Source organism: Mycobacterium sp. NGS64, from assembly GCF_059812245.1.
This window is the reverse complement of sequence record NZ_JCALCI010000001.1, coordinates 832,843-850,629: the sequence shown is the minus strand read 5'-3', so window position 1 is coordinate 850,629 and position 17,787 is coordinate 832,843. Positions and strand designations below refer to the sequence as shown.

16 protein-coding genes are annotated in these 17,787 nt (G+C 64.6%); 5 read left to right on the top strand and 11 right to left on the bottom strand.

What is annotated here, in order from left to right; genetic code table 11:
* Positions 1-11 precede the first annotated feature (11 nt).
* The 3 genes from AC5Y4S_RS04205 to AC5Y4S_RS04195 all read right to left on the bottom strand — a co-directional run bounded on the left by AC5Y4S_RS04205 (position 12) and on the right by AC5Y4S_RS04195 (position 3,048).
* Positions 12-1,049: a GGDEF domain-containing protein gene (locus AC5Y4S_RS04205; RefSeq protein WP_500030122.1), complete on the bottom strand. Its 1,038-nt coding sequence runs from the start codon at positions 1,047-1,049 to the stop codon at positions 12-14.
* A 297-nt stretch (positions 1,050-1,346) separates the two neighbouring features.
* Positions 1,347-2,321: a class 1b ribonucleoside-diphosphate reductase subunit beta gene (nrdF, locus tag AC5Y4S_RS04200; protein ID WP_170929045.1), complete on the bottom strand. Its 975-nt coding sequence runs from the start codon at positions 2,319-2,321 to the stop codon at positions 1,347-1,349.
* Between the two features lie 112 nt (positions 2,322-2,433).
* Positions 2,434-3,048 (bottom strand): TetR/AcrR family transcriptional regulator, encoded by a 615-nt coding sequence (locus AC5Y4S_RS04195; RefSeq protein ID WP_500030119.1) that lies wholly within the window; start codon positions 3,046-3,048, stop codon positions 2,434-2,436.
* Between the two features lie 93 nt (positions 3,049-3,141).
* Between AC5Y4S_RS04195 and AC5Y4S_RS04190 the strand changes: the two genes are divergently transcribed.
* Genes AC5Y4S_RS04190 through AC5Y4S_RS04180 form a run of 3 tightly spaced genes read left to right on the top strand, consistent with a single transcriptional unit; the run spans position 3,142 to position 5,734 of the window.
* Entirely contained in the window at positions 3,142-4,722 is a 1,581-nt protein-coding gene (locus AC5Y4S_RS04190) for a phytoene desaturase family protein (protein ID WP_500030117.1), read from the top strand.
* A gap of 33 nt (positions 4,723-4,755) precedes the next feature.
* On the top strand, positions 4,756-5,202 hold the full coding sequence (locus AC5Y4S_RS04185) for an SRPBCC family protein (protein WP_500030115.1): 447 nt from the start codon (positions 4,756-4,758) through the stop codon (positions 5,200-5,202).
* Entirely contained in the window at positions 5,186-5,734 is a 549-nt protein-coding gene (locus AC5Y4S_RS04180) for a TetR family transcriptional regulator (RefSeq protein WP_500030113.1), read from the top strand. Before AC5Y4S_RS04185 ends, AC5Y4S_RS04180 begins: the two co-directional genes overlap by 17 nt.
* On the opposite strand, the gene AC5Y4S_RS04175 is transcribed toward AC5Y4S_RS04180, so the two are convergent.
* Positions 5,706-6,278 carry a TetR/AcrR family transcriptional regulator gene (locus AC5Y4S_RS04175; protein ID WP_500030111.1) on the bottom strand — a complete coding sequence of 191 codons (573 nt, stop codon included), beginning with the start codon at positions 6,276-6,278 and terminating at the stop codon, positions 5,706-5,708. The genes AC5Y4S_RS04180 and AC5Y4S_RS04175 overlap by 29 nt on opposite strands.
* A gap of 102 nt (positions 6,279-6,380) precedes the next feature.
* Between AC5Y4S_RS04175 and AC5Y4S_RS04170 the strand changes: the two genes are divergently transcribed.
* Positions 6,381-7,289, top strand: a complete 909-nt coding sequence (locus tag AC5Y4S_RS04170; protein WP_500030109.1) for an SDR family NAD(P)-dependent oxidoreductase — start codon at positions 6,381-6,383, stop codon at positions 7,287-7,289.
* On the opposite strand, the gene AC5Y4S_RS04165 is transcribed toward AC5Y4S_RS04170, so the two are convergent.
* The 3 genes from AC5Y4S_RS04165 to AC5Y4S_RS04155 form a co-directional block, all read right to left on the bottom strand.
* Positions 7,251-8,792: a flavin-containing monooxygenase gene (locus tag AC5Y4S_RS04165; RefSeq protein WP_500030107.1), complete on the bottom strand. Its 1,542-nt coding sequence runs from the start codon at positions 8,790-8,792 to the stop codon at positions 7,251-7,253. The two genes, AC5Y4S_RS04170 and AC5Y4S_RS04165, sit on opposite strands and share 39 nt — an antisense overlap.
* 118 nt (positions 8,793-8,910) lie before the next feature.
* Positions 8,911-9,642 (bottom strand): TetR/AcrR family transcriptional regulator, encoded by a 732-nt coding sequence (locus tag AC5Y4S_RS04160; RefSeq protein WP_152531186.1) that lies wholly within the window; start codon positions 9,640-9,642, stop codon positions 8,911-8,913.
* 63 nt (positions 9,643-9,705) lie between these two features.
* Positions 9,706-10,683, bottom strand: coding sequence for an AraC family transcriptional regulator (locus tag AC5Y4S_RS04155; RefSeq protein WP_500030103.1), 978 nt, complete (start codon positions 10,681-10,683; stop codon positions 9,706-9,708).
* Between the two features lie 260 nt (positions 10,684-10,943).
* On the opposite strand from AC5Y4S_RS04155, the gene AC5Y4S_RS04150 reads away from it, so the two are divergent.
* Positions 10,944-11,726, top strand: a complete 783-nt coding sequence (locus tag AC5Y4S_RS04150; protein WP_500032137.1) for an alpha/beta fold hydrolase — start codon at positions 10,944-10,946, stop codon at positions 11,724-11,726.
* A gap of 113 nt (positions 11,727-11,839) precedes the next feature.
* Here AC5Y4S_RS04150 and AC5Y4S_RS04145 read toward each other — a convergent pair whose 3' ends face one another.
* The 4 genes from AC5Y4S_RS04145 to AC5Y4S_RS04130 all read right to left on the bottom strand — a co-directional run bounded on the left by AC5Y4S_RS04145 (position 11,840) and on the right by AC5Y4S_RS04130 (position 17,564).
* The gene (locus tag AC5Y4S_RS04145) at positions 11,840-13,243 is read right to left on the bottom strand and encodes an FAD-binding oxidoreductase (protein WP_500030101.1); all 1,404 of its coding nucleotides are present in this window, start codon (positions 13,241-13,243) and stop codon (positions 11,840-11,842) included.
* 37 nt (positions 13,244-13,280) lie between these two features.
* A complete protein-coding gene (locus tag AC5Y4S_RS04140) occupies positions 13,281-16,145 on the bottom strand; it encodes an MMPL/RND family transporter (RefSeq protein ID WP_500030097.1) in 2,865 nt (954 codons plus the stop codon).
* Positions 16,142-16,585 carry an MmpS family transport accessory protein gene (locus AC5Y4S_RS04135; RefSeq protein WP_152531185.1) on the bottom strand — a complete coding sequence of 148 codons (444 nt, stop codon included), beginning with the start codon at positions 16,583-16,585 and terminating at the stop codon, positions 16,142-16,144. The genes AC5Y4S_RS04140 and AC5Y4S_RS04135 overlap by 4 nt, the downstream gene beginning before the upstream one ends.
* A gap of 76 nt (positions 16,586-16,661) precedes the next feature.
* Positions 16,662-17,564 (bottom strand): SAM-dependent methyltransferase, encoded by a 903-nt coding sequence (locus AC5Y4S_RS04130; protein WP_500030094.1) that lies wholly within the window; start codon positions 17,562-17,564, stop codon positions 16,662-16,664.
* Positions 17,565-17,787 lie beyond the last annotated feature (223 nt).

The window sequence follows — 17,787 nt, the reverse complement described above, 5'->3', positions numbered from 1 at the left end:
GGCCTTGCCGATCACGCACCGCGAGCGGGAGCCGCCGACGAAGGGGCGCTTCGCGTCGGACGGGCCGTGCTCGGCCCGGCTACCCGGCTCGCGTGGCGAACCTGGTTCCCGCCACTGCGTTTGGCGGCATACATCGCGCCGTCGGCGATCGCGATCAGCTCCTCGATGCGGGCGTGACTCTCGCGAACGCTCAACGATGTCAACTCGGCGCTGGCAGTGCCGATGCTCGCCGTCATCTTCGGGGAAAGGCCCGTCAGGGCAGCGCAAATCCGCGCCGCCAGCGGTTCTATCTCGGAGGTCACGCACGTCAGCGCGATGAGAAACTCTTCGCCGCCGGCGCGGCAGACGACGGCGTCGGGTGGGGTGTGCTCGATCAGCAGCCCGCTCACCGCTCGGAGCGCATCGTCACCGACGCAATGACCGTGGGTGTCGTTGATGCGTTTGAAGTTGTCGAGATCGAGCATCACCACAGCCAGATGCGTGTGCGCACGCGAAGGGTTCGCAACCCGATTACCGACCGTCTCGACGAATGCGCGCCGGTTCAGCAGGCCGGTGAGCGCATCCTCTTCCGAGCGCTGCGCGTACCCTCCCATCGCCTGCGACATGCCCCAAGCGCCAAGCACCATAGACACATTGACGAATATGATCAGCCAGAACGCCGCTATCGCCGCGGCGATGCCGACGTCACCGGCCAGGCGCGCCAGCGCCGCCAGCGCGACCGCGCCTGCCACCGCGGAATGGAACACCACCACCTTTTGACGGTGAAATATCGCGCTGTAGGCCCCCGTGACCGTCGTGGCGGTACAGGCCAGGACGGAGAGCGCCGCAGTGGGCTGGACCAAGCTCCATCCACCGACCAACAGCACGCCAGCGGCGGCGGCGGCCTCTGACTGCCGTCGCGTCGGCCAACGCGTCAGCCAGAAAGCCGTCATGCCGATGGTGAACGCGGCGGTGAGCACGCCGATGACCACCGCGGCTGCGCTCGGCCGGTGCTGGCTGATCAACACGGTCAACGGCGGCAACGCCGCCGCCGCGCAGACAACGGCCATGATCCGCTGTGCGGCGCGTAACCGTCCCCGCTGGCATAGCAACGCCTTGATCCGCTCGTACTTGTCAGGCCTATCTGGCCGATACCTCGCCCCGGACATCGGTCGGCAAACCCCCAAATGCGTCGCCGCGCACAGCGCGAGAAGGTCGTAGGAGAAAGTTTGGGCCCGACGTCATGAGTAGACCAGATAAAGAAGGGCAAAAGTTTGTTTTTGGGGAGTTTTAGTTGACTCCAACCCCGTGAACTTTTGGGGCCGCGCGGGCCTCGCAGCGTCGCCGTTTCGCTGACAACCGCAGCTCTAGAAGTCCCAGTCCTCGTCCTCGGTGACGACGGCCTTGCCGATCACGTAGCTCGACCCCGACCCGGAGAAGAAGTCGTGGTTCTCGTCGGCGTTGGGCGAAAGCGCCGACAGGATCGCCGGGTTCACGTCGGTCTCGTCGCGCGGGAACAGCGCCTCGTAGCCGAGGTTCATCAGCGCCTTGTTGGCGTTGTAGCGCAGGAACTTCTTGACGTCCTCGGTCAGCCCGACCTCGTCGTAGAGGTCCTGGGTGTACTCCACCTCGTTGTCATAGAGCTCGAACAGCAGCTCGTAGGTGTAGTCCTTCAGCTCAGCGCGCTTGGCCTCGTCGACCAGCGCCAGGCCGCGCTGGAACTTGTAGCCGATGTAGTAGCCGTGCACGGCCTCGTCGCGGATGATCAGCCGGATCATGTCGGCGGTGTTGGTCAGCTTCGCACGGCTCGACCAGTACATCGGCAAGTAGAACCCGGAGTAGAACAGGAAGCTCTCCAGCAGCGTGGAGGCCACCTTGCGCTTCAGCGGCTCGTCGCCGCGGTAGTACTGCATGACGATCTCGGCCTTGCGCTGCAGGTTGGGGTTCTCCTCCGACCAGCGGAAGGCGTCGTCGATCTCGGCCGTCGAGCACAGCGTCGAGAAGATCGAGCTGTAGCTCTTGGCGTGCACCGACTCCATGAACGCGATGTTGGTGTAGACGGCCTGCTCGTGCGGGGTCAGCGCGTCGGGGATCAGGCTGACCGCCCCGACCGTGCCCTGAATGGTGTCCAGCAGCGTCAGCCCGGTGAACACCCGCATCGTCAGCTGCTTCTCGCCGGCGGTCAGCGTTCCCCAGGACGGGAGGTCGTTGGAGACCGGCACCTTCTCGGGCAACCAGAAATTGCCCGTCAGCCGGTCCCAGACCTCGGCGTCCTTGTCGTCTTGCAGCCGGTTCCAGTTGATCGCCGAAGTCCGATCGATCAGCTTCATGTTTTCGGTCACCAGAACCCCACTTCACCAGCCGGTTTTGACTTCGATGTCTAGGCCACAAACACTACCCCTGGGGTCCGACAACCCGCGGCAACACAACAAGTTGTGTTTGCGTGTCGCGCCGTCAGTCCAAACCGACCTCCCGCAAAGTGTGCGTGAGGCCGTCCTCGAGGGCCCGCAACGCGATGTCGGTGAGGCGACTGAGTTCGTCTTGTTGTAGGTCCGAGCCGTCTCCGCCGTTGCTCATCCAGGCTTCGAGCGACGCGAACACGGCGGTGGCCAGGCTGTGCGCGGCGATGTCGGCGATCATCGCGCCGTCCGTGGTGGGCGCCGATCGTTCGTGGATGAAGCGGGCGATCTCGTCGGCGACCTGATCGCGCATCCGGCGAATGTGCGTGGTGATGATGTCCTGGTCGAGGTCCCGCGACCGGATGGTGGCCGCTTCGCGGACCATCGCGAAATCAAAGGGGAAGGCGTCCACGGCTTTTCGCACCGACGCCGTGATGGGTTCGCCGTGGGGGCGCAACGCCAGCGCGCGGGCGAACCATTCGAAGCCGATGTCGTAGTCGGCGAAGATCACCGCGTGCTTAGACGGGAAGTGCCGATAGAAGGTTCGCTCGGTGACGCCGACGTCGGCGGCGATGTCCGAGACGCTGGTCTGGTGCACGCCATCGGCGACGAAGCGCTTCATGGCCGCCTGTTGCAGCGCCTGGCGTGTGCGCTGGCTCCGAGATTGCACGCTGTAAGCAGACACCAAATGTCACCATTGACGCAAATATGTCACATGTGACATTGTGCCTTCTGTCGACGGATCACCACCGAAGGAGCCGGCATGTCGGACTACGACGCGATCATCATCGGGGCCGGCCACAACGGTCTGGTCGCCGCCAACGTGCTGGCGAAGGGCGGCGCGAAAGTGCTTGTCCTGGAACGGGCACACTTCCTCGGCGGGATGGCCGCCACCCGCGAACTCTTCGACGGATACAAGCACAGCGTCGGCGCCTGGGCCGTGCTGATCTGGCGGCAACAGATGACCGAACGGCTCGAGCTCACCAAGTGGGGCTTCGAGCTGATGGATCAGTGGACGTCGACGTGCACGTTCGGCGATGCGGCGGACACCCCGTTCGTGATGTACAACGACCTCGAGCGCATGGCGCGCCACCTGCTCGACGACCACGGCGCCGACACCGCGGCGGCGCTGGGGTCCCTGTTTGCCCACATCGGCCGGTTCGCACCGTATTTCGTCGACTCGGCGTTCGGCCCGCCGCTGGACATCATCGAGGTGATCGCCTCCCAGCCCACGCCCGAGGACCGCCACGATTTCGCCCAGATGTGGTACGGCAGCACGATGGACACGGTCCGGCGATTCCTGGCGCCCGACCAAGCCCGCTGCATTCAGGGCTCGCTGGCGGCGATGTCGATCGACGCGTTCGACGGCGGACCCTGGACGCCCGGCTCGAACGCATCGACCTTGTACCACTACCTGATTGGCGGCGGCAACGTCGAATACATCATGCCGCGCGGGGGCATCGGCTCGCTGAGCACCGCGCTGTGCCGGCGCGCCGAATCGATGGGCGCCGAGGTGCAGATGAAGCAGCACGTCAAGGACATCCTGGTCACCGACGGACGCGCCACCGGGGTCCAATTACGCGACGGCACAACGATTTCCGCCGACGCGGTGCTCTCGTCGCTCGACCCGTACACCACCTTCGTGAATCTGGCCGGGGCGCAGAACTTTCCGCCCGACTACATCCGCAAGATTAAGGAGATCAACTTCAACCTGGGTTACATCCAGGCGCATCTCACCATCGACCAAGCGCCCCAATGGATCGAGCGGCTGCAGCCCTACATGCACGACAACGGCCAATGGTGTCCCACCGTCGCCTACGCGCCGTCGCCGGAGTACATCAGCGACGCGTGGGAGCAATACCGCAAGGGGCAGCTTCCCGACGCGCCGCCCACCTACCTGTACATCCCGAGCATGGTCGACTCGTCGCTGGCACCGGCGGGCAAGCACAGCGCGACCATCTTCACCCCGTACTTTCCCACCGGGCTGGACGCCGACGAAAACCGAAGCTGGAAGGAGCAATACGCCGACACCTGCGTACGCATCTTCGACAGCTTCGCGCCCGGGTTCGCCGACTCCGTCACCAACCGCGTCGTGTTCTCCAACCGCTACTTCGGCAGCACCTTCAGCGCGCACGCCGGCGACTACTCGCACGGCCTGCTGCAGCCCAACCAGCTGTGGACCGGCCGCGTCGTCGAAGGCGCCGACAAGTTCGCCACCCCGGTCGACGGGCTCTTCCTGTGCGGCCAGTGCACGCACCCGGGACCCGGGGTGACCGGCATCCCCGGCTGGAACGGCGCCGAGGCGGCCCTCAAGCACCTCAACGCCCGCGTCGCAAGGGCATAGGCAAAGCCGGAACTAACATGTACCATTTGGTACATGTTTACCGAAGACAGCATTGAGATCGACGCGCCGCCGCAGGTCGTCTGGGACGTCTTCAGCGACGTCGAACACTGGCCCGAGTGGACCGCGTCGGTCACCTCCCTGACCGGGCGCGACGGTTCTGCCCTGGCCGCGGGCAGGCGGTTCGCGATCAAGCAACCCAGCCTGCAGAAGCTGATCTGGAAGGTCGCCGAGATCGATCCCGGCACCTCCTGGACGTGGGTGACCCGCTCCCCCGGCGTGCAGGTGACCGCGCGCCACTACGTCACCGCCCTGCCCGGCGGACGCACCCTGGTGCGCCAGGAACTCGACCAGCGGGGCTTCCTCGGCGCGCTGGTCGGGCGGTTGACGGCCAAACGGACCCACCGCTTCCTCGAGATGGAGGCCAAGGGCCTCAAGGCCCGGTCTGAACAGGTCAGCCGCGCCAATGGCCCGCACGCCTGACCGACAGCGGCGCCGCGAACTACTGGATGCGCTCTTCGACGAGTTCGCCGCGAACGGCATCGGCGATCGGTCGCTTCGCGATGTCGCCGCCGCGGTCGGCACCAGCCACCGGATGCTGTTGCACCACTTCGGTTCTCGCGAAGACCTGCTGATTGCGATCGTCGAGGAGGCCGAGCGTCGCCAGATGGCCCTCGTCCCCGACCTGCCGGCGAACCCGGCCGAGGGCTTCGCCGCGATGTGGGCCGACCTTCGTCGACCCGAATTGCGCCAACTGGAGCGCCTCTTCTTCGAGTGCTATTCGCGGGCCGCCCAGGGCGAAAAGCCTTTCACGCGAATGGTTCCCGGCGCGGTCGACGGGTGGTTGCGCGAGGTCGAATCGGCCGCCGCCGGCGTTGCCTACGACGGCGCGATGGCAAGGCTCGGGCTGGCCGTCACCCGGGGCCTGCTGCTGGACCTGGTGGCCACCGACGACGAGGCCGGCGTGGACGCGGCCGCGCAAGCGTTCATCGAGCTTTTGGCAACAGCGCGATGAGTGTGTCGACGAGTTCCTCGGCGTTGGTGTGCCACTTGTCCAAATCCATGTGGCCGCTGAGATCCAGGCCCGTGATGCCGTGGGCGCTGGTCAACAGCAGCGCCCCATAACGGCGCGCCTGCTGCGGGCCGACAATGCGACCCATGATGTCGAGAAACAGATCCTGCGCGCGTTCGGCCGCCCGCATCGCCGCGGCCGGATCGCCCGCCGGTGGGGTGAACATCAAGCGATACAGGTGAGGCCGGGTGCGGCCGATGGCGATCAGCGAAAGCAGGCCGGATCGCAACGACTCCTCGGGCGGGTCCCCGCTGTTGACCAACGCCTCCAGCGCATCGCCCAGGTCGGTCAAGGCGTTGGTCGCGACCACCGCGAGCAGAGCCTCCTTGTCGGCGAAGTGGCGGTAGGCCGCCGAACGCGACACGCCGCTGCGCGCCCCCACCTCGCGCAGCGTCACCGCCTCCACTCCACCGAGGTCGAGCAACGTCTCGGCGGCCTCGAGCAGCGAACGACGTGTCGCCGCAGCGCTCTCCGCTCGACTCGTCACCCGCAGAGCATAAGCCCGACGCCCAGTTGACAACGTCAACTCAAACGGCCTAACTTCAGTTGACAACGTCAACTCAGATGCATTCACCGGACGGAGACAGCCATGAATTCCTCGAATCGCGCCGACCGCAACGAGCTGATCGTCGTCACCGGCGCGTCGACGGGGATGGGCGCGGCGACGGCTCGTGAACTGGCGCGCAAGGGTTTTCACGTGCTCGCCGGCGTACGCCGCGAAACCGACGCCGCAGCGCTCGTGGCCGACGGGCTGGAGCCGCGCATCCTGGACATCACCGTCGAGTCGGACGTGGCCGCGATCGCCGAACGCGTCGCGAACGATCCGCTACGCCGTCCGCTGCGCGCCCTGGTCAACAACGCCGGGATAGCGATCAACGCGCCGGTGGAAGCGCTGCCAATGGCCGAGTGGCGCAAGCAGTTTGAGGTCAACCTGTTCGGACACATCGCGATGACCCAGGCGTTGTTGCCGGCGCTGCTGCTCAGCTCGGGCACCGTCGTGAACATCAGTTCCATCGGCGGGAAGGTCGTGTTGCCGACGTACGGCGCATATGCCGGCTCGAAGTTCGCGCTGGAGGCGGTCAGCGATGCCCTGCGCCGCGAGGTCGGCGAGCTCGGTATCAAGGTCGTCGTCGTCGAACCCGGCGCCGTCAAAACCGAGATGGCGGAGCGTGGGATCGCCACCGCGGAGGGGCTGATGGCCAACATGACCGCCGCACAGCTCGCACGCTATGAGGATCTCGCCGCAGCCGTCACCGCCCAAGCCCGATCGTTCGGCGAGGACGGCGTTTCGGTCGAGCACGCCGCCAAAGTGATCGTCAAGGCCGCGACCGCGTCGCGCCCGCGGACTCGCTACACGATCGGCCGGGACGCCGCGGTCCTGCTGCGGATCAGCCGCGTCGTATCGGACCGGGTTCTGGATCGCATTGTGCGCCTGAACCTTCGGTCCTTCGCAAAAAGCTCAGCCCCCAACGGCCGCCGCGCGGCGGTTGGCGCCTGAGCCCGTGTTGACCCCGAAGAACTGGTATTCCTCTGGCTTCACCGCGCGGGTCGCTCGCCAGTACTCCCAGGTGTAGCCGCCCCACAGCACCGTGTTCTTGCCGTGCTCATCGAGGTACCAGCTGCTGCAGCCGCCGCTGTTCCACACCGACTGCGAAAGCCTTTGCTGCAGTTCGTCGTTGAACCGGTCCTGCGCGGCGCGGGTCGGGGCCAGCGCCTGGGCGCCCAGCTTGTCGCATTTCGCGATCGCGTCGGCGACGTAGTGGATCTGGGATTCGATCATGAACACCACGGAGTTGTGGCCGAGCCCCGTGTTCGGCCCCAGCAGGAAGAACAGGTTCGGCACGTCGGCGACGGTGATGCCCCGGTGCGCGCCGATGCCCTCCCGATTCCAGCGGTCGACCAGGTCCTCGCCGTTCCGCCCTTTGATCTGGACGTAGGTGTAGGAGTCGGTGACGTGGAAGCCGGTGCCGTAGACGATCACGTCCACCTTGCGCTCCTTGCCGTCCGCGGTGACGATCCCGTCGCGCGTGATCCGGGTGATGCCGTCGGTGACCAGTTCGGTTTTCGGGTCGGCGACCGCGCCGTAATAGGTGGAGGAGTTCAGGATTCGCTTGCAACCGATGCGGTAGTGCGGGGTCAGCTTGCGGCGCAGCTCGCGGTCCTTGACCGAGCGCCGGATGTTGTATTTCGCGTAGGCCTCGATGATCTTCAGCGCGTTCGGCCGCTTGGTCATGCCGAAGGCCAGCGCCTCCTGGCCCCAGTAGATCGCCAGGCGCACCGCCGCGCGCAGGCCGGGAACGTTCTCCATGGCCCGGCGCAGCGCCACGGGCAGCTCGGGGTTGGACCGCGGCACCACCCACGGCGGGGTGCGTTGGTAAAGCTGAAGTTCGGCGACCTGGCCCACGATCTCGGGCACGATCTGGATCGCGCTGGCGCCGGTGCCGATCACGGCCACCCGCTTGCCGGTCAGGTCGACCGAGTGGTCCCACTCCGCGGAATGGAAAGCGGGACCGGCGAATTCGTCGCGGCCCTCGATGTCGGGGAACGACGGAATGTGCAGCGCGCCGGCCCCGGAGATCAGGAACTGCGCGACGTACTCGCGCCCGTCGGTGGTGAAGACGTGCCAGCGGTTCTCGTCGTCGTCCCAGTGGCCCCGGTCGACCAGCGAGTTGAACACGATGTGGCGGCGCAGCCCGTATTTCTCGGTGACCCCCTTGAGGTAGTCCCAGATCTCGGGCTGATACGAGAACGGGTTCTTCCAGTCGGGCTTGGGCTCGAAGGAGAAGGAGTACAGGTGCGAGGGGATGTCGCAGGCGCAGCCGGGATAGCTGTTGTCGCGCCACGTGCCCCCGACGTCGTCGGCCTTCTCCAGGATGACGAAGTCCACGCCCTGCTGTTGCAGCTTGATGCCCATGCCCAGGCCGGAGAATCCGGTCCCGATGATCAGGGCGCGGGTATGCACCGGCTCCTGCGCCTGTTGTGTCGGATCGGCTTGTGTCATGGCATCGGTCACGGCAGATCGGTCTTCCTGTTGGCTAGCGCAAATACCCAGTACCCAGGGTATCGGATTAGGGCGAGTGTTGACGATCGCCGGGACGATGTCAACGTGCCGAAGGTCCTCAGCTGGCGGCGGGGTTGCTGGGCACCACGCTGTGAATCGGCTGGTCGGGGTCCATCGCGATGCCCAGCGCGTCGGCCGTGCCGACGAGGACGCCCATCATGATCGTCGTCAGGTGGGCGACGAACTGCTCGCGCGGCATGCGCCGCGGGCTGTCGGCGTCGGGGCCCAGCCACCATTCGGTGGCCGACGCGGCCGATCCGAAGGCCGCGTGCCCGGCCAGTTCGATCGCCGCGTGATCCAGCTCCATCTCCCGCAGCTCGTTGTCGAACATGTCGGCCACGGCCAGGGTGATCCCGCGGCCTTCCTCCAGGATCTTGGGGCTCGCGGCGGAACGGCCCTGGATGAAGACCCGCAGCACGTTGGGGTGCTGGTCGACCAGGTTGACGTACTCCTCGACGGCGCGGCGGATCACCTCGCGGGCCGAATCGGTCTTGAGGTCGATCGACGGGAAGATCGCGGCCCATAGCATGTCGCGCAGCCGCTCGCCGATCGCCTGAAACAAATCGGATTTGTCGTGAAAGTGCCGGTAAATCTTGGGCTTGGCGGTGCCGGCCTCCTCGGCGATCTCCCGCACGCTCAGCTCGGGGCCCAGGCGGTCAATGGCACGGAACGCCGCATCCACGATTTCACCGCGCACCTTCTTGCGGTGTTCGCGCCACCGTTCGCTGCGCGCGTCGACCTTCACCCCGGGCTTCACGCTCGGATGGGGGGGTCGAGGAATTCTCACCACATCAAGCACCATACCGCGTGATGCCTGCTGACCTGGGCAGACCGCTGAGTGGGTCACCACTTGTCAGGACAGTGCGCGCAGTGTCTCGCTGGGAGTGCGGCCAAACTCCCGGCGGTAGTCGGCCGCGAAACGGCCGAGGTTGGCGAACCCCCAGCGGTACGCGACGGCTGCCACGGTCGCTCCGTCCTTGGCGGACGCCCGGCACATGTCGGCATGTGCGCGCGCGAGACGGATTGACTTCAGATAGGCCATCGGTGTCGTGTCCAAGTGGTTACGGAACGCCTCCTGGAGGGCGCGGGTGCTCACCCGTGCTGCGGCCGCCACGTCGTGGATCCGGACGTCCTCGGCCGCCCTGTCCTCGAGGTAGGCGATTGCACGACGCACGGCCGGGGGTCTTACGCGGCCGCGGAGTTCATCGTCGGCCGCGCGATGAACCGCAGGGTATGCCTCGACAATGCTTGCTATCAACATGCGACGCATCTGGGCCGACAATAACGGTCCGGACGCCAAGAGGCCGTTCGGACCGGCATTTCGGAGCAGCACGTGCATCGCCTTTGCCACGGCAGCCGCACCCGGCTTGGATGGACGCCAACTCAGCGGGAAGCGAACGGAATTCAGCTGACTCGCGCCGGTGAACTCGGCGACCGTCGTCTCGAGTGCCCTACGAGGGATCCGCGCGTGGAAGATGCTGCAGTTCTCCTCCCAGCGCAGTCGATAGGCGGTGTGGGCATCCAACACAATGTGCTCGCCCGGCACCAGCAACCGTTCGCCGGTGTCCGTGCTGACCAGCAACCGACCACTGACTTGTTGGGACACCAGCACAAAGTCATCGAAGGCAAACGAGTCCAGCACCGTAGTCCCCGCACCGTAAGTCAGCGAGTAGACGCCGAGCCCGCTGGTACCCCCTTCGGCATGCCGGGCACGGAAAGAGGCCTTGCCGCCTTCGAGGGTGAGCCGGTGGGGACAGTAGAGAGCGGCCATGCGGGTGCACGCGTGATCGGGGTCCGACGTGTCGAGACGGATACGCAGCACGTCGATCATGCGACTGTGGCCCGATAGTGGGGCGGCAGCGTACGACTCATTCGATACCTTTCATTGAGTTATGGCGTTCGATAAGGACAACGACGACCCCACGTCGCGTGTGCCGCCTGAAAGCCGAGGCGTCGGTTTCCGTGGAAAAGATGGCGCATTACGAGCGATAGACAGATGTTCGGAGTGTGCCTACTCGGCCATGGCGCATTCTGTGGGAATCAAGGCACTATGTGCAGGCGTCCAGAAAAAGCGGCGGTGTTGCATTCGACATGACTACCGTGATCTCCCCCGACGGAACGCGGATCGGTTATGAATCGGTCGGCGCCGGGCCACCCTTGCTGCTTGTGCACGGCAGCACCGGCACGCGTGCCCGCTGGTCCCCGCTACTACCGGCGCTGGTGAAGCACTACACCGTCCACGCGATGGACCGCCGCGGCCGCGGGCTGAGCACCGCCGAGGTCGAGCCTTACAGCCTGGCCCGCGAAGCCGAGGATGTCGCAGCCGTTGCCGAAGCCCTCGGCGGAAACGTCTACGTGTTCGGCCATTCCTACGGCGCCCTGGCGGTTCTCGAAGCGGCCTTGATCACACCGGCTTTCCGCCGGGTGATGCTGTACGACCCACCGATATCGTCGCCAGGCTTCGACGTCGTCTCGCCGGAGGGCATGGCCCGCATTACCAGGACGTCCGACCCCCGCGACATCCTCGAAGCGTTCTATCGTGTGACGCTCCACCTGTCCCGGTCAGACATCAAGGACCTTGCGGATCGCGAGTTCTCGTATCTCGCCGACTCGATCGGACACACCGCCGGCCGCGAACTCGCGGAAGCCAGCACCTACCGCGCGACAGAGCGGCTCGCCAAGATCACCGTCCCGGTCCGTCTGTTGCTCGGCACCGAGAGCCCCGCGTATTTGCGGGCGGCCACCCAGGCCGTCGCTGCGCGAATAACCGGCGCTACGGTCGTCGCTTTGTGCGGCCAGGGGCACCAGGCGGTCGACTACGACCCTCAACAGATCGTCCGGGCGGTACTGGATTTCGACTCCGATGTTCGCTAGCCAGCGCCGGCGATTGTGACGGGGCCCCGCCCAGTGAACATATCGCTGCGACGACCGGGCACACGCGGCCGTAGCGAGCACCCAGCATGTCGCATCCAGACGACCGTCGGTGCTCAGCCGGCGGGCACCACGTTGTGGTTAAGGCGGAACATGTTGGTCGGGTCGTACGCCTTCTTGACACGCGCCAGGCGCTCGTGGCATTCGGGGCCATAGATCGCTAGGGCGTCCGTTGCTTCTTCGGGGGCGAGATTGTTCACCAGCAGTCGGTCGCCCCGCCATGGCGCCATGCCGTCAAGCAAGGCAGCGATCGACTCCTTGAGCCGCCGTTCCTCCGACAGCGGTCCAACCTCGACACCCAACAGGACATACGGCAGGCCTCGGGTCGCCACGGCGTTGGGCACCAACGGATCTCGGTCCCAGGCTCCGCCAAGGGCCCGCATTTCGGCGATCCACATAGTGGTGTCGGATCCAGGGCCGACTAGTTCGACCAGCTTGTCCTGCGCCTCCACGGGGAACTCCCGCAGCATGATGCTGCGCTCGTAGTACGGCAACGGTTCGGTCGGCTCGTCGTGGATCGATGCGACCGCGGCGTACGGCATGTCCGCCACGGTGTCCAGGATTGGCGGCGCCACTTCCCGCAGCGGTGCGATCATCCGTTCGCCGTCATCAGTCGTGCCGTTGTAGGCGATCCGCACAGCCACCGTGAACACGCCGCGAAGCGGTTCGGGTAATTCGGGCAGCGGCGGCAGCCGCAGCGCCGCGAATGAAGAGACCATGGTTTCCGGCGTGTTCGGGTGCCAGGCAGTCCAGGCTCGCAGCACGTCGGTCATCCGCTCACCGGGGAAGTAGAGGCCACCGCCGTAGAGGCGAGCAACCGGGAACAAGTCGAATTCGAGCGTCGTGACTACCCCGAAGTTGCCCTTGCCGCCGCGTAACGCCCAGAACAGTTCGGGCTCGGATTCCGCGTCGACATGCCGCAATTCGCCGTCCGCTGTCACCACGTCGAGCCAGCGGACGTGGTCGGCGGCGTAACCGTGGGAGCGCCCGAGGGTCGGGCTGAGACCGCCACCCAGGGTGTAACCGGTGACTCCCACCGTGGGGTTCGACCCGTTCAGCGGTGCCAGCCCCGCCTCGGCTGCTTTCTGGACAACGTCGCCCCATACCGCTCCCGCGCCGACTCGGGCAGTGCGGCCGATCGCGTCGATGTCGACGTCATTCATCCGGTGGGTAGTGATCAGCACGGCACCCTGTGCCGTGCCCACGATCTGGTGGCCGGTCGTCTTCACCAGGACCGGTCGGTGCTGTGCCGCCGCGAAGGCAACTGCCGCCTTGACGTCGATTGCGCTCTGCGCCACCACAATCACCGCGGGCATGAGCTCGTGATTGAGGTTGAAGACCGCGCGTTCCTCGTCGTATCCCGCGTCACCCGTCAGCAGAACCGAACCCCCGACCGTCTTTGCCAGGGCTGCGGCATCCTCGGGCCGCACGGGCGGCAGATGCGAATCATCGAAATTCACAGCCAACATCCCCCTTTCTTAGTGCCCTCTATGGGCGTCACCGATCGACACTCGCGCCGACCAGGGCGGCGTGCCGTCTGGTACTCGTACGCAGCGGCCTGGAACGGATCACTCGGGGCCACCAGAAGAACGGCCCGAGCAAGCGCGCGATCGCAGGAGTGATGAACGAACGCACGATCAGCGTGTCGAGCAGAAGTCCGAAGCCGATGGTGGTTCCCATCTGGCCGATGTTGAGCAAGTCACTGGAAAGCATCGCCATCATGGTGACGGCGAATACCAACCCCGCGGTGGTGACGACTTTGCCGGAATTGGCAACCGCTCTGAGCAGACCGGTGTTCAGCCCCGCCTTGCTCTCTTCGAGGTAGCGGGCGATCAGCAACAAGTTGTAGTCCGAACCGACCGCCACCAAGATGATGAAGGTGAGGGGCAGGTTCAGCCAGCTCATGGGGACGCCGACCAAGTGCTGCCAGAACAGGACCGCCAGACCGAACGCCCCGGAATAGGAGAACGCCACCGTCCCGATGATGACCAATGCTGCGACGATGCTCCTGGTGATCAGCAGCATCACCAGGAAGATCAACGCGAAAGCTGCTGTGGCCGCGATGACCAGGTCTGTTCTCGCCGCATCCTGGATGTCCCAGTAAGTGGCCGCGGCGCCGCCCAGATAGACCCGTGCTCCTGCGAGCGTCGTGCCCTTCAGCGCTTCTTTGGCGGCGGGTAGATAGGTCTGGTCTTGCTTGATCCCTTCGGGGGTGAGTGCCTCTCCGTCGTGGAAGATCATGTATCGCGCGGTTCTGCCGTCCGGGGACATGAAGTATCTGAGATCGATCTGAAAAGACGGATTGCTGAACGCATCTGGCGGCAGATAGAAGAATTCGTCGTTCTTCGAACTGTCGAAGGCGTAGCCCAGATCCATCATCTGGCGGCTCAGCTCATCCAGCTGAGTCAACTGAGGTTGAATCGTACTGTGGTCGGTCAGAATGATCTGGTGCAAGTTATCGAGTTGATCAGCGCTCTGACCGATGAGCTCGACGAGTTGCGGCGTCACGGCATCCTGAATCAACGCGGCTTTCAGGTTCCTGTCCAACTGCTCATCCAGCTGGTCGATCTTGTCGGTGGCGTCGAACAGCGATCGCAGCGACCAACACAACGGGATATCGAAACAGTGTTTCTCCCAATAGAAGTAGCTACGAATCGGGCGCCAGAAGTCGTCGAAGTCGGCCACGTTGTCCCGTATCGAGTCGGTGACCTCTTTCATGCCTCGGGCGGCGTCGGCGGCAATATGCGCCGCGCCCGCCTGTTGTGACGTCAACTCCTGCTGGCGACGCAAGAGGCCCGCCATGCGGCCGGTGATGCTCGCCGTGTCCGTGAGCCGGTTGTTCAGGTCGGTGAGGAACGGCAACAGTTCTTTGATCTTCGTCCCCATCGTGCCGATTGTGTAGGTGAACGACGAATGCTCCAGCGGCGTGCCCAGCGGCCTGGTTGTGCTCTGGATCATCCCGACACCAGGAGTGTGAAAAACGTTGCGCGCCACCCGATCCAGCGCAAGTATGTCCGTGCTATTGCGCATGTCGTGATCGGATTCGACCGCCAGCATGTCACTGTTCAGCTTGCTGACCGGGAAGTGCCTGTCGCTCGCGGCATAGCCCTGTTTCGACGGGACGTCATCGGAGACGTAGAGCCGGTCATCGTAATTGGGGTGGTAGCTGGGCAGCGTGATCGACCCCACCAGTACGACCACGCAACTGGCGAACAGGAGCCGTCCCGGCCAGCGCACCACCAGGGCGCCAACTTTACGCCAGATACCCGCTCTCGCAGCGCGTTTCGGTTCGAAGAGACCGAAGCGGATGCTCAGCGCCAGAACGGCCGGACCGAAGGTCAGAGCAGCGGCGACTGCGGTGAGCATGGCCACAGCGCAGGGGATCCCGCATGTATTGAAATAATTCAGCCGGGTGAATGTGAGGCAGAAGGTCGCGCCGGCCACCGCGAGACCAGATCCCAGAATGACGTGGGATACGCCGTTTACTGCGGAATAGTAAGCGGTTTCCCGATCTTCGCCGGCTTGGCGTGCTTCGTGATAGCGGCCGATCAAGAAGATCGCGTAGTCGGTACCCGCACCAAGGATGAGAGAAACAAGAATGTTCGACGCGAATTCGGAGATCTGAATGAACTTGTGGAAAGCGAGGAACGAGACGAAGCCGCGCCCGCAAATCAGTTCCATCATCACCATCAACAGGATGAGAAGCGCAGTCGAGATGGAGCGATACACGGCCAGCAGCATTGCGCTGATGAGTACGATCGTCACGAACATGATCGTGATCAGGCTCTTGTTGCCGATCTCGAGCATGTCCGCCGACAAGGGCGCCGCACCCGAGACGTATACCTTTAGCCCCGGCGGGGTTTTGATCTGCGAGACCAAGTCCCGCACTGCCTTGATCGACTGGTCGGACAGCGACGAACCCAGGTCGCCGGCCACCCGCACCAGCGTGTAGGACGCCATGCCGTCATTGCTCTGCACCCCGGCAGCGGTGGTGCCTTGACCCCACAGGTTCATGACATATTGAACGTGCTTGTCGTGCTGCAGTTTTGCGACCATCCGGTCGTAGAACGAGTGGTCGTTTTCGTCCAGTTTGTGAGAACCCTCCAGAACGACCATCAACAAACTGTTGCTGTCGGATTCTTTGAACACTTCGCCGATATGAATGAGCGCTTGCGACGACGGCGCGTCGACAGGGACCAGTGGGCCCCGGTTTGCCTCGGTAACCGGTTCTAGCTGCGGAGCGATGACGTTGAGCCCAACCATGAGCGCGATCCATGCGAGCACCACGGGCCCGGCGAACTTGCGGATGGTCCGCGCGACGAAGGGTTTGCGCACATTGACGGTGACGCTGTCGTGGTTCATGCGGACAGCACCTGGCACCAGACACCGGCATGCTCGCCCGTTGCCGTATGTTCGGAGCGCACCTGCCCGTCCACGGTGATGCGGCAGCCGATGTTTCCGCCCGCCACCTGCGCGGTGATATCGGCGGTAGCGGTCGTCAACACAGTTACTTCCGTGTGTGTCCAGGGCAACGCCGCGAGGTCGACGGCAATTGCGCGAGAGTTCACGTCCCAATAGCTGGCTCTCCCCCACCCGGCCAAATCGCCGAAGATGTCGTATTGGATGTGTTTGGGATTGAACTGAGCTATCGAGAATTTGTTGCCCGGACTTCGAGTTCGGTCCTGAGAGCCGAAGATCCCGTGCGCGGAGTCTATGACGCATCCCGCCAAGACGGCACCGACGACCACCAGCGTGGGCAGCCAGAGCCTGCTGACCAGTCTCCGACGTAGGGATACAGTCAACAAAATCGCCTTCCTAGGATCAGCTACAAAACGCGCGGGCCCGACGCCGAGCGTGTGATTGGTGTAGGGACGATGGTTAGGTGCGCAACCCGCTGAGCATCCGCGTGAAACTTGCGAGTTCGACGAAGCCGTCCGTCGTGGGAGCGGTTTGTCCGGCTGCGCGGAACACCTCGGCGAGGTCCGCGCTGCGCGTGGTCCAGCCACGCTCGGCCAGATACACCGCAGGATCTGCGTGCTGTCCGGCGAAAGTAATGGTGCGCAAGTCTATTTCAGGGTCTAGTTCGTTCCAGGTCGCGTGATGCTTTCTCAGATTTTCCCCTAGCGCGTCGGCTCTGGGGCTGTCGACGTAGTCAGCCCCGAGTTGACTGCCGGGCGCACTCAAGGTGGTGATCGCGTCGAGTATTTCGTCGTGCGCCTTGGGCGGCAAATACCCGATCAGGAGTCCCTCGACGATCCAGGCGGTCGGCTCAGTCACATCAAAACCCTCTTGCTGCAATACGGTTGGCCAGTCGTGACGCAGATCGATACCCAAGTAGTGGTGACTGTGCGTAGGCGCCCATCCCAAACCGGCCAGGACGCTGCGTTTCCACTCGATCACTTGTGGCTGGTCGACTTCGTAGATGGACATCCCCGGCGGCCAGGTCAAACGGTGGGCGCGGCAGTCCAATCCAGAGGCAAGGATCACTGCTTGACGAACGCCAGAGCGGGACGCGTCGAGGGCGAAGTCATCGAGGCTTCTCGTGCGCATGCCGAAGTACGCGGGCATCCACTCGACTTCGATGTCCGAGAATGTGATTGTGCCGTCGACTATCTGGGTGAACAATTTCAATCCGACCGCTCGGACTAATATTTCGGCGAACGGATCGCAGATCACCGGATCGGCTTGCCTGCTGGCGATGGCTCGTGCCGCGGCCACCATCGTGGCCGTCGCGCCTACGCCGGTCTTCAGGTCCCAACTGTCGTCATCGGTCCGCGGCACGGTCGCCCCCTTGAATCGTCTGGAGCCCGAACGAGTCTCGCTCGTCCGGGCGCTTTCTGCAGCAAAGTTAGGGCTACAGTCGCCGCCGGTCTACCCGAATAACGCGGCCGATGGCCGGAATACGCGGTGGCGAGACCAGCCATGGCGCGCTGGACTTGATGGCCCGCTACTCGCTGTCTTATGGTGCTCGGCGTCGGCGACGAATCATGGGTGACCCGAAAGC

Excerpts from the sequence above, each read along its gene's own strand:
- AC5Y4S_RS04190 (WP_500030117.1), top strand. The coding sequence starts at position 3,142 with ATGTCGGACTACGACGCGATCATCATCGGGGCCGGCCACAACGGTCTG.
- AC5Y4S_RS04150 (WP_500032137.1), top strand. The coding sequence starts at position 10,944 with ATGACTACCGTGATCTCCCCCGACGGAACGCGGATCGGTTATGAATCG.
- AC5Y4S_RS04180 (WP_500030113.1), top strand. The coding sequence starts at position 5,186 with ATGGCCCGCACGCCTGACCGACAGCGGCGCCGCGAACTACTGGATGCG.
- AC5Y4S_RS04140 (WP_500030097.1), bottom strand. The coding sequence starts at position 16,145 with ATGAACCACGACAGCGTCACCGTCAATGTGCGCAAACCCTTCGTCGCG.
- AC5Y4S_RS04155 (WP_500030103.1), bottom strand. The coding sequence starts at position 10,683 with ATGATCGACGTGCTGCGTATCCGTCTCGACACGTCGGACCCCGATCAC.
- AC5Y4S_RS04165 (WP_500030107.1), bottom strand. The coding sequence starts at position 8,792 with ATGACACAAGCCGATCCGACACAACAGGCGCAGGAGCCGGTGCATACC.
- AC5Y4S_RS04185 (WP_500030115.1), top strand. The coding sequence starts at position 4,756 with ATGTTTACCGAAGACAGCATTGAGATCGACGCGCCGCCGCAGGTCGTC.
- AC5Y4S_RS04170 (WP_500030109.1), top strand. The coding sequence starts at position 6,381 with ATGAATTCCTCGAATCGCGCCGACCGCAACGAGCTGATCGTCGTCACC.
- AC5Y4S_RS04205 (WP_500030122.1), bottom strand. The coding sequence starts at position 1,049 with ATGGCCGTTGTCTGCGCGGCGGCGGCGTTGCCGCCGTTGACCGTGTTG.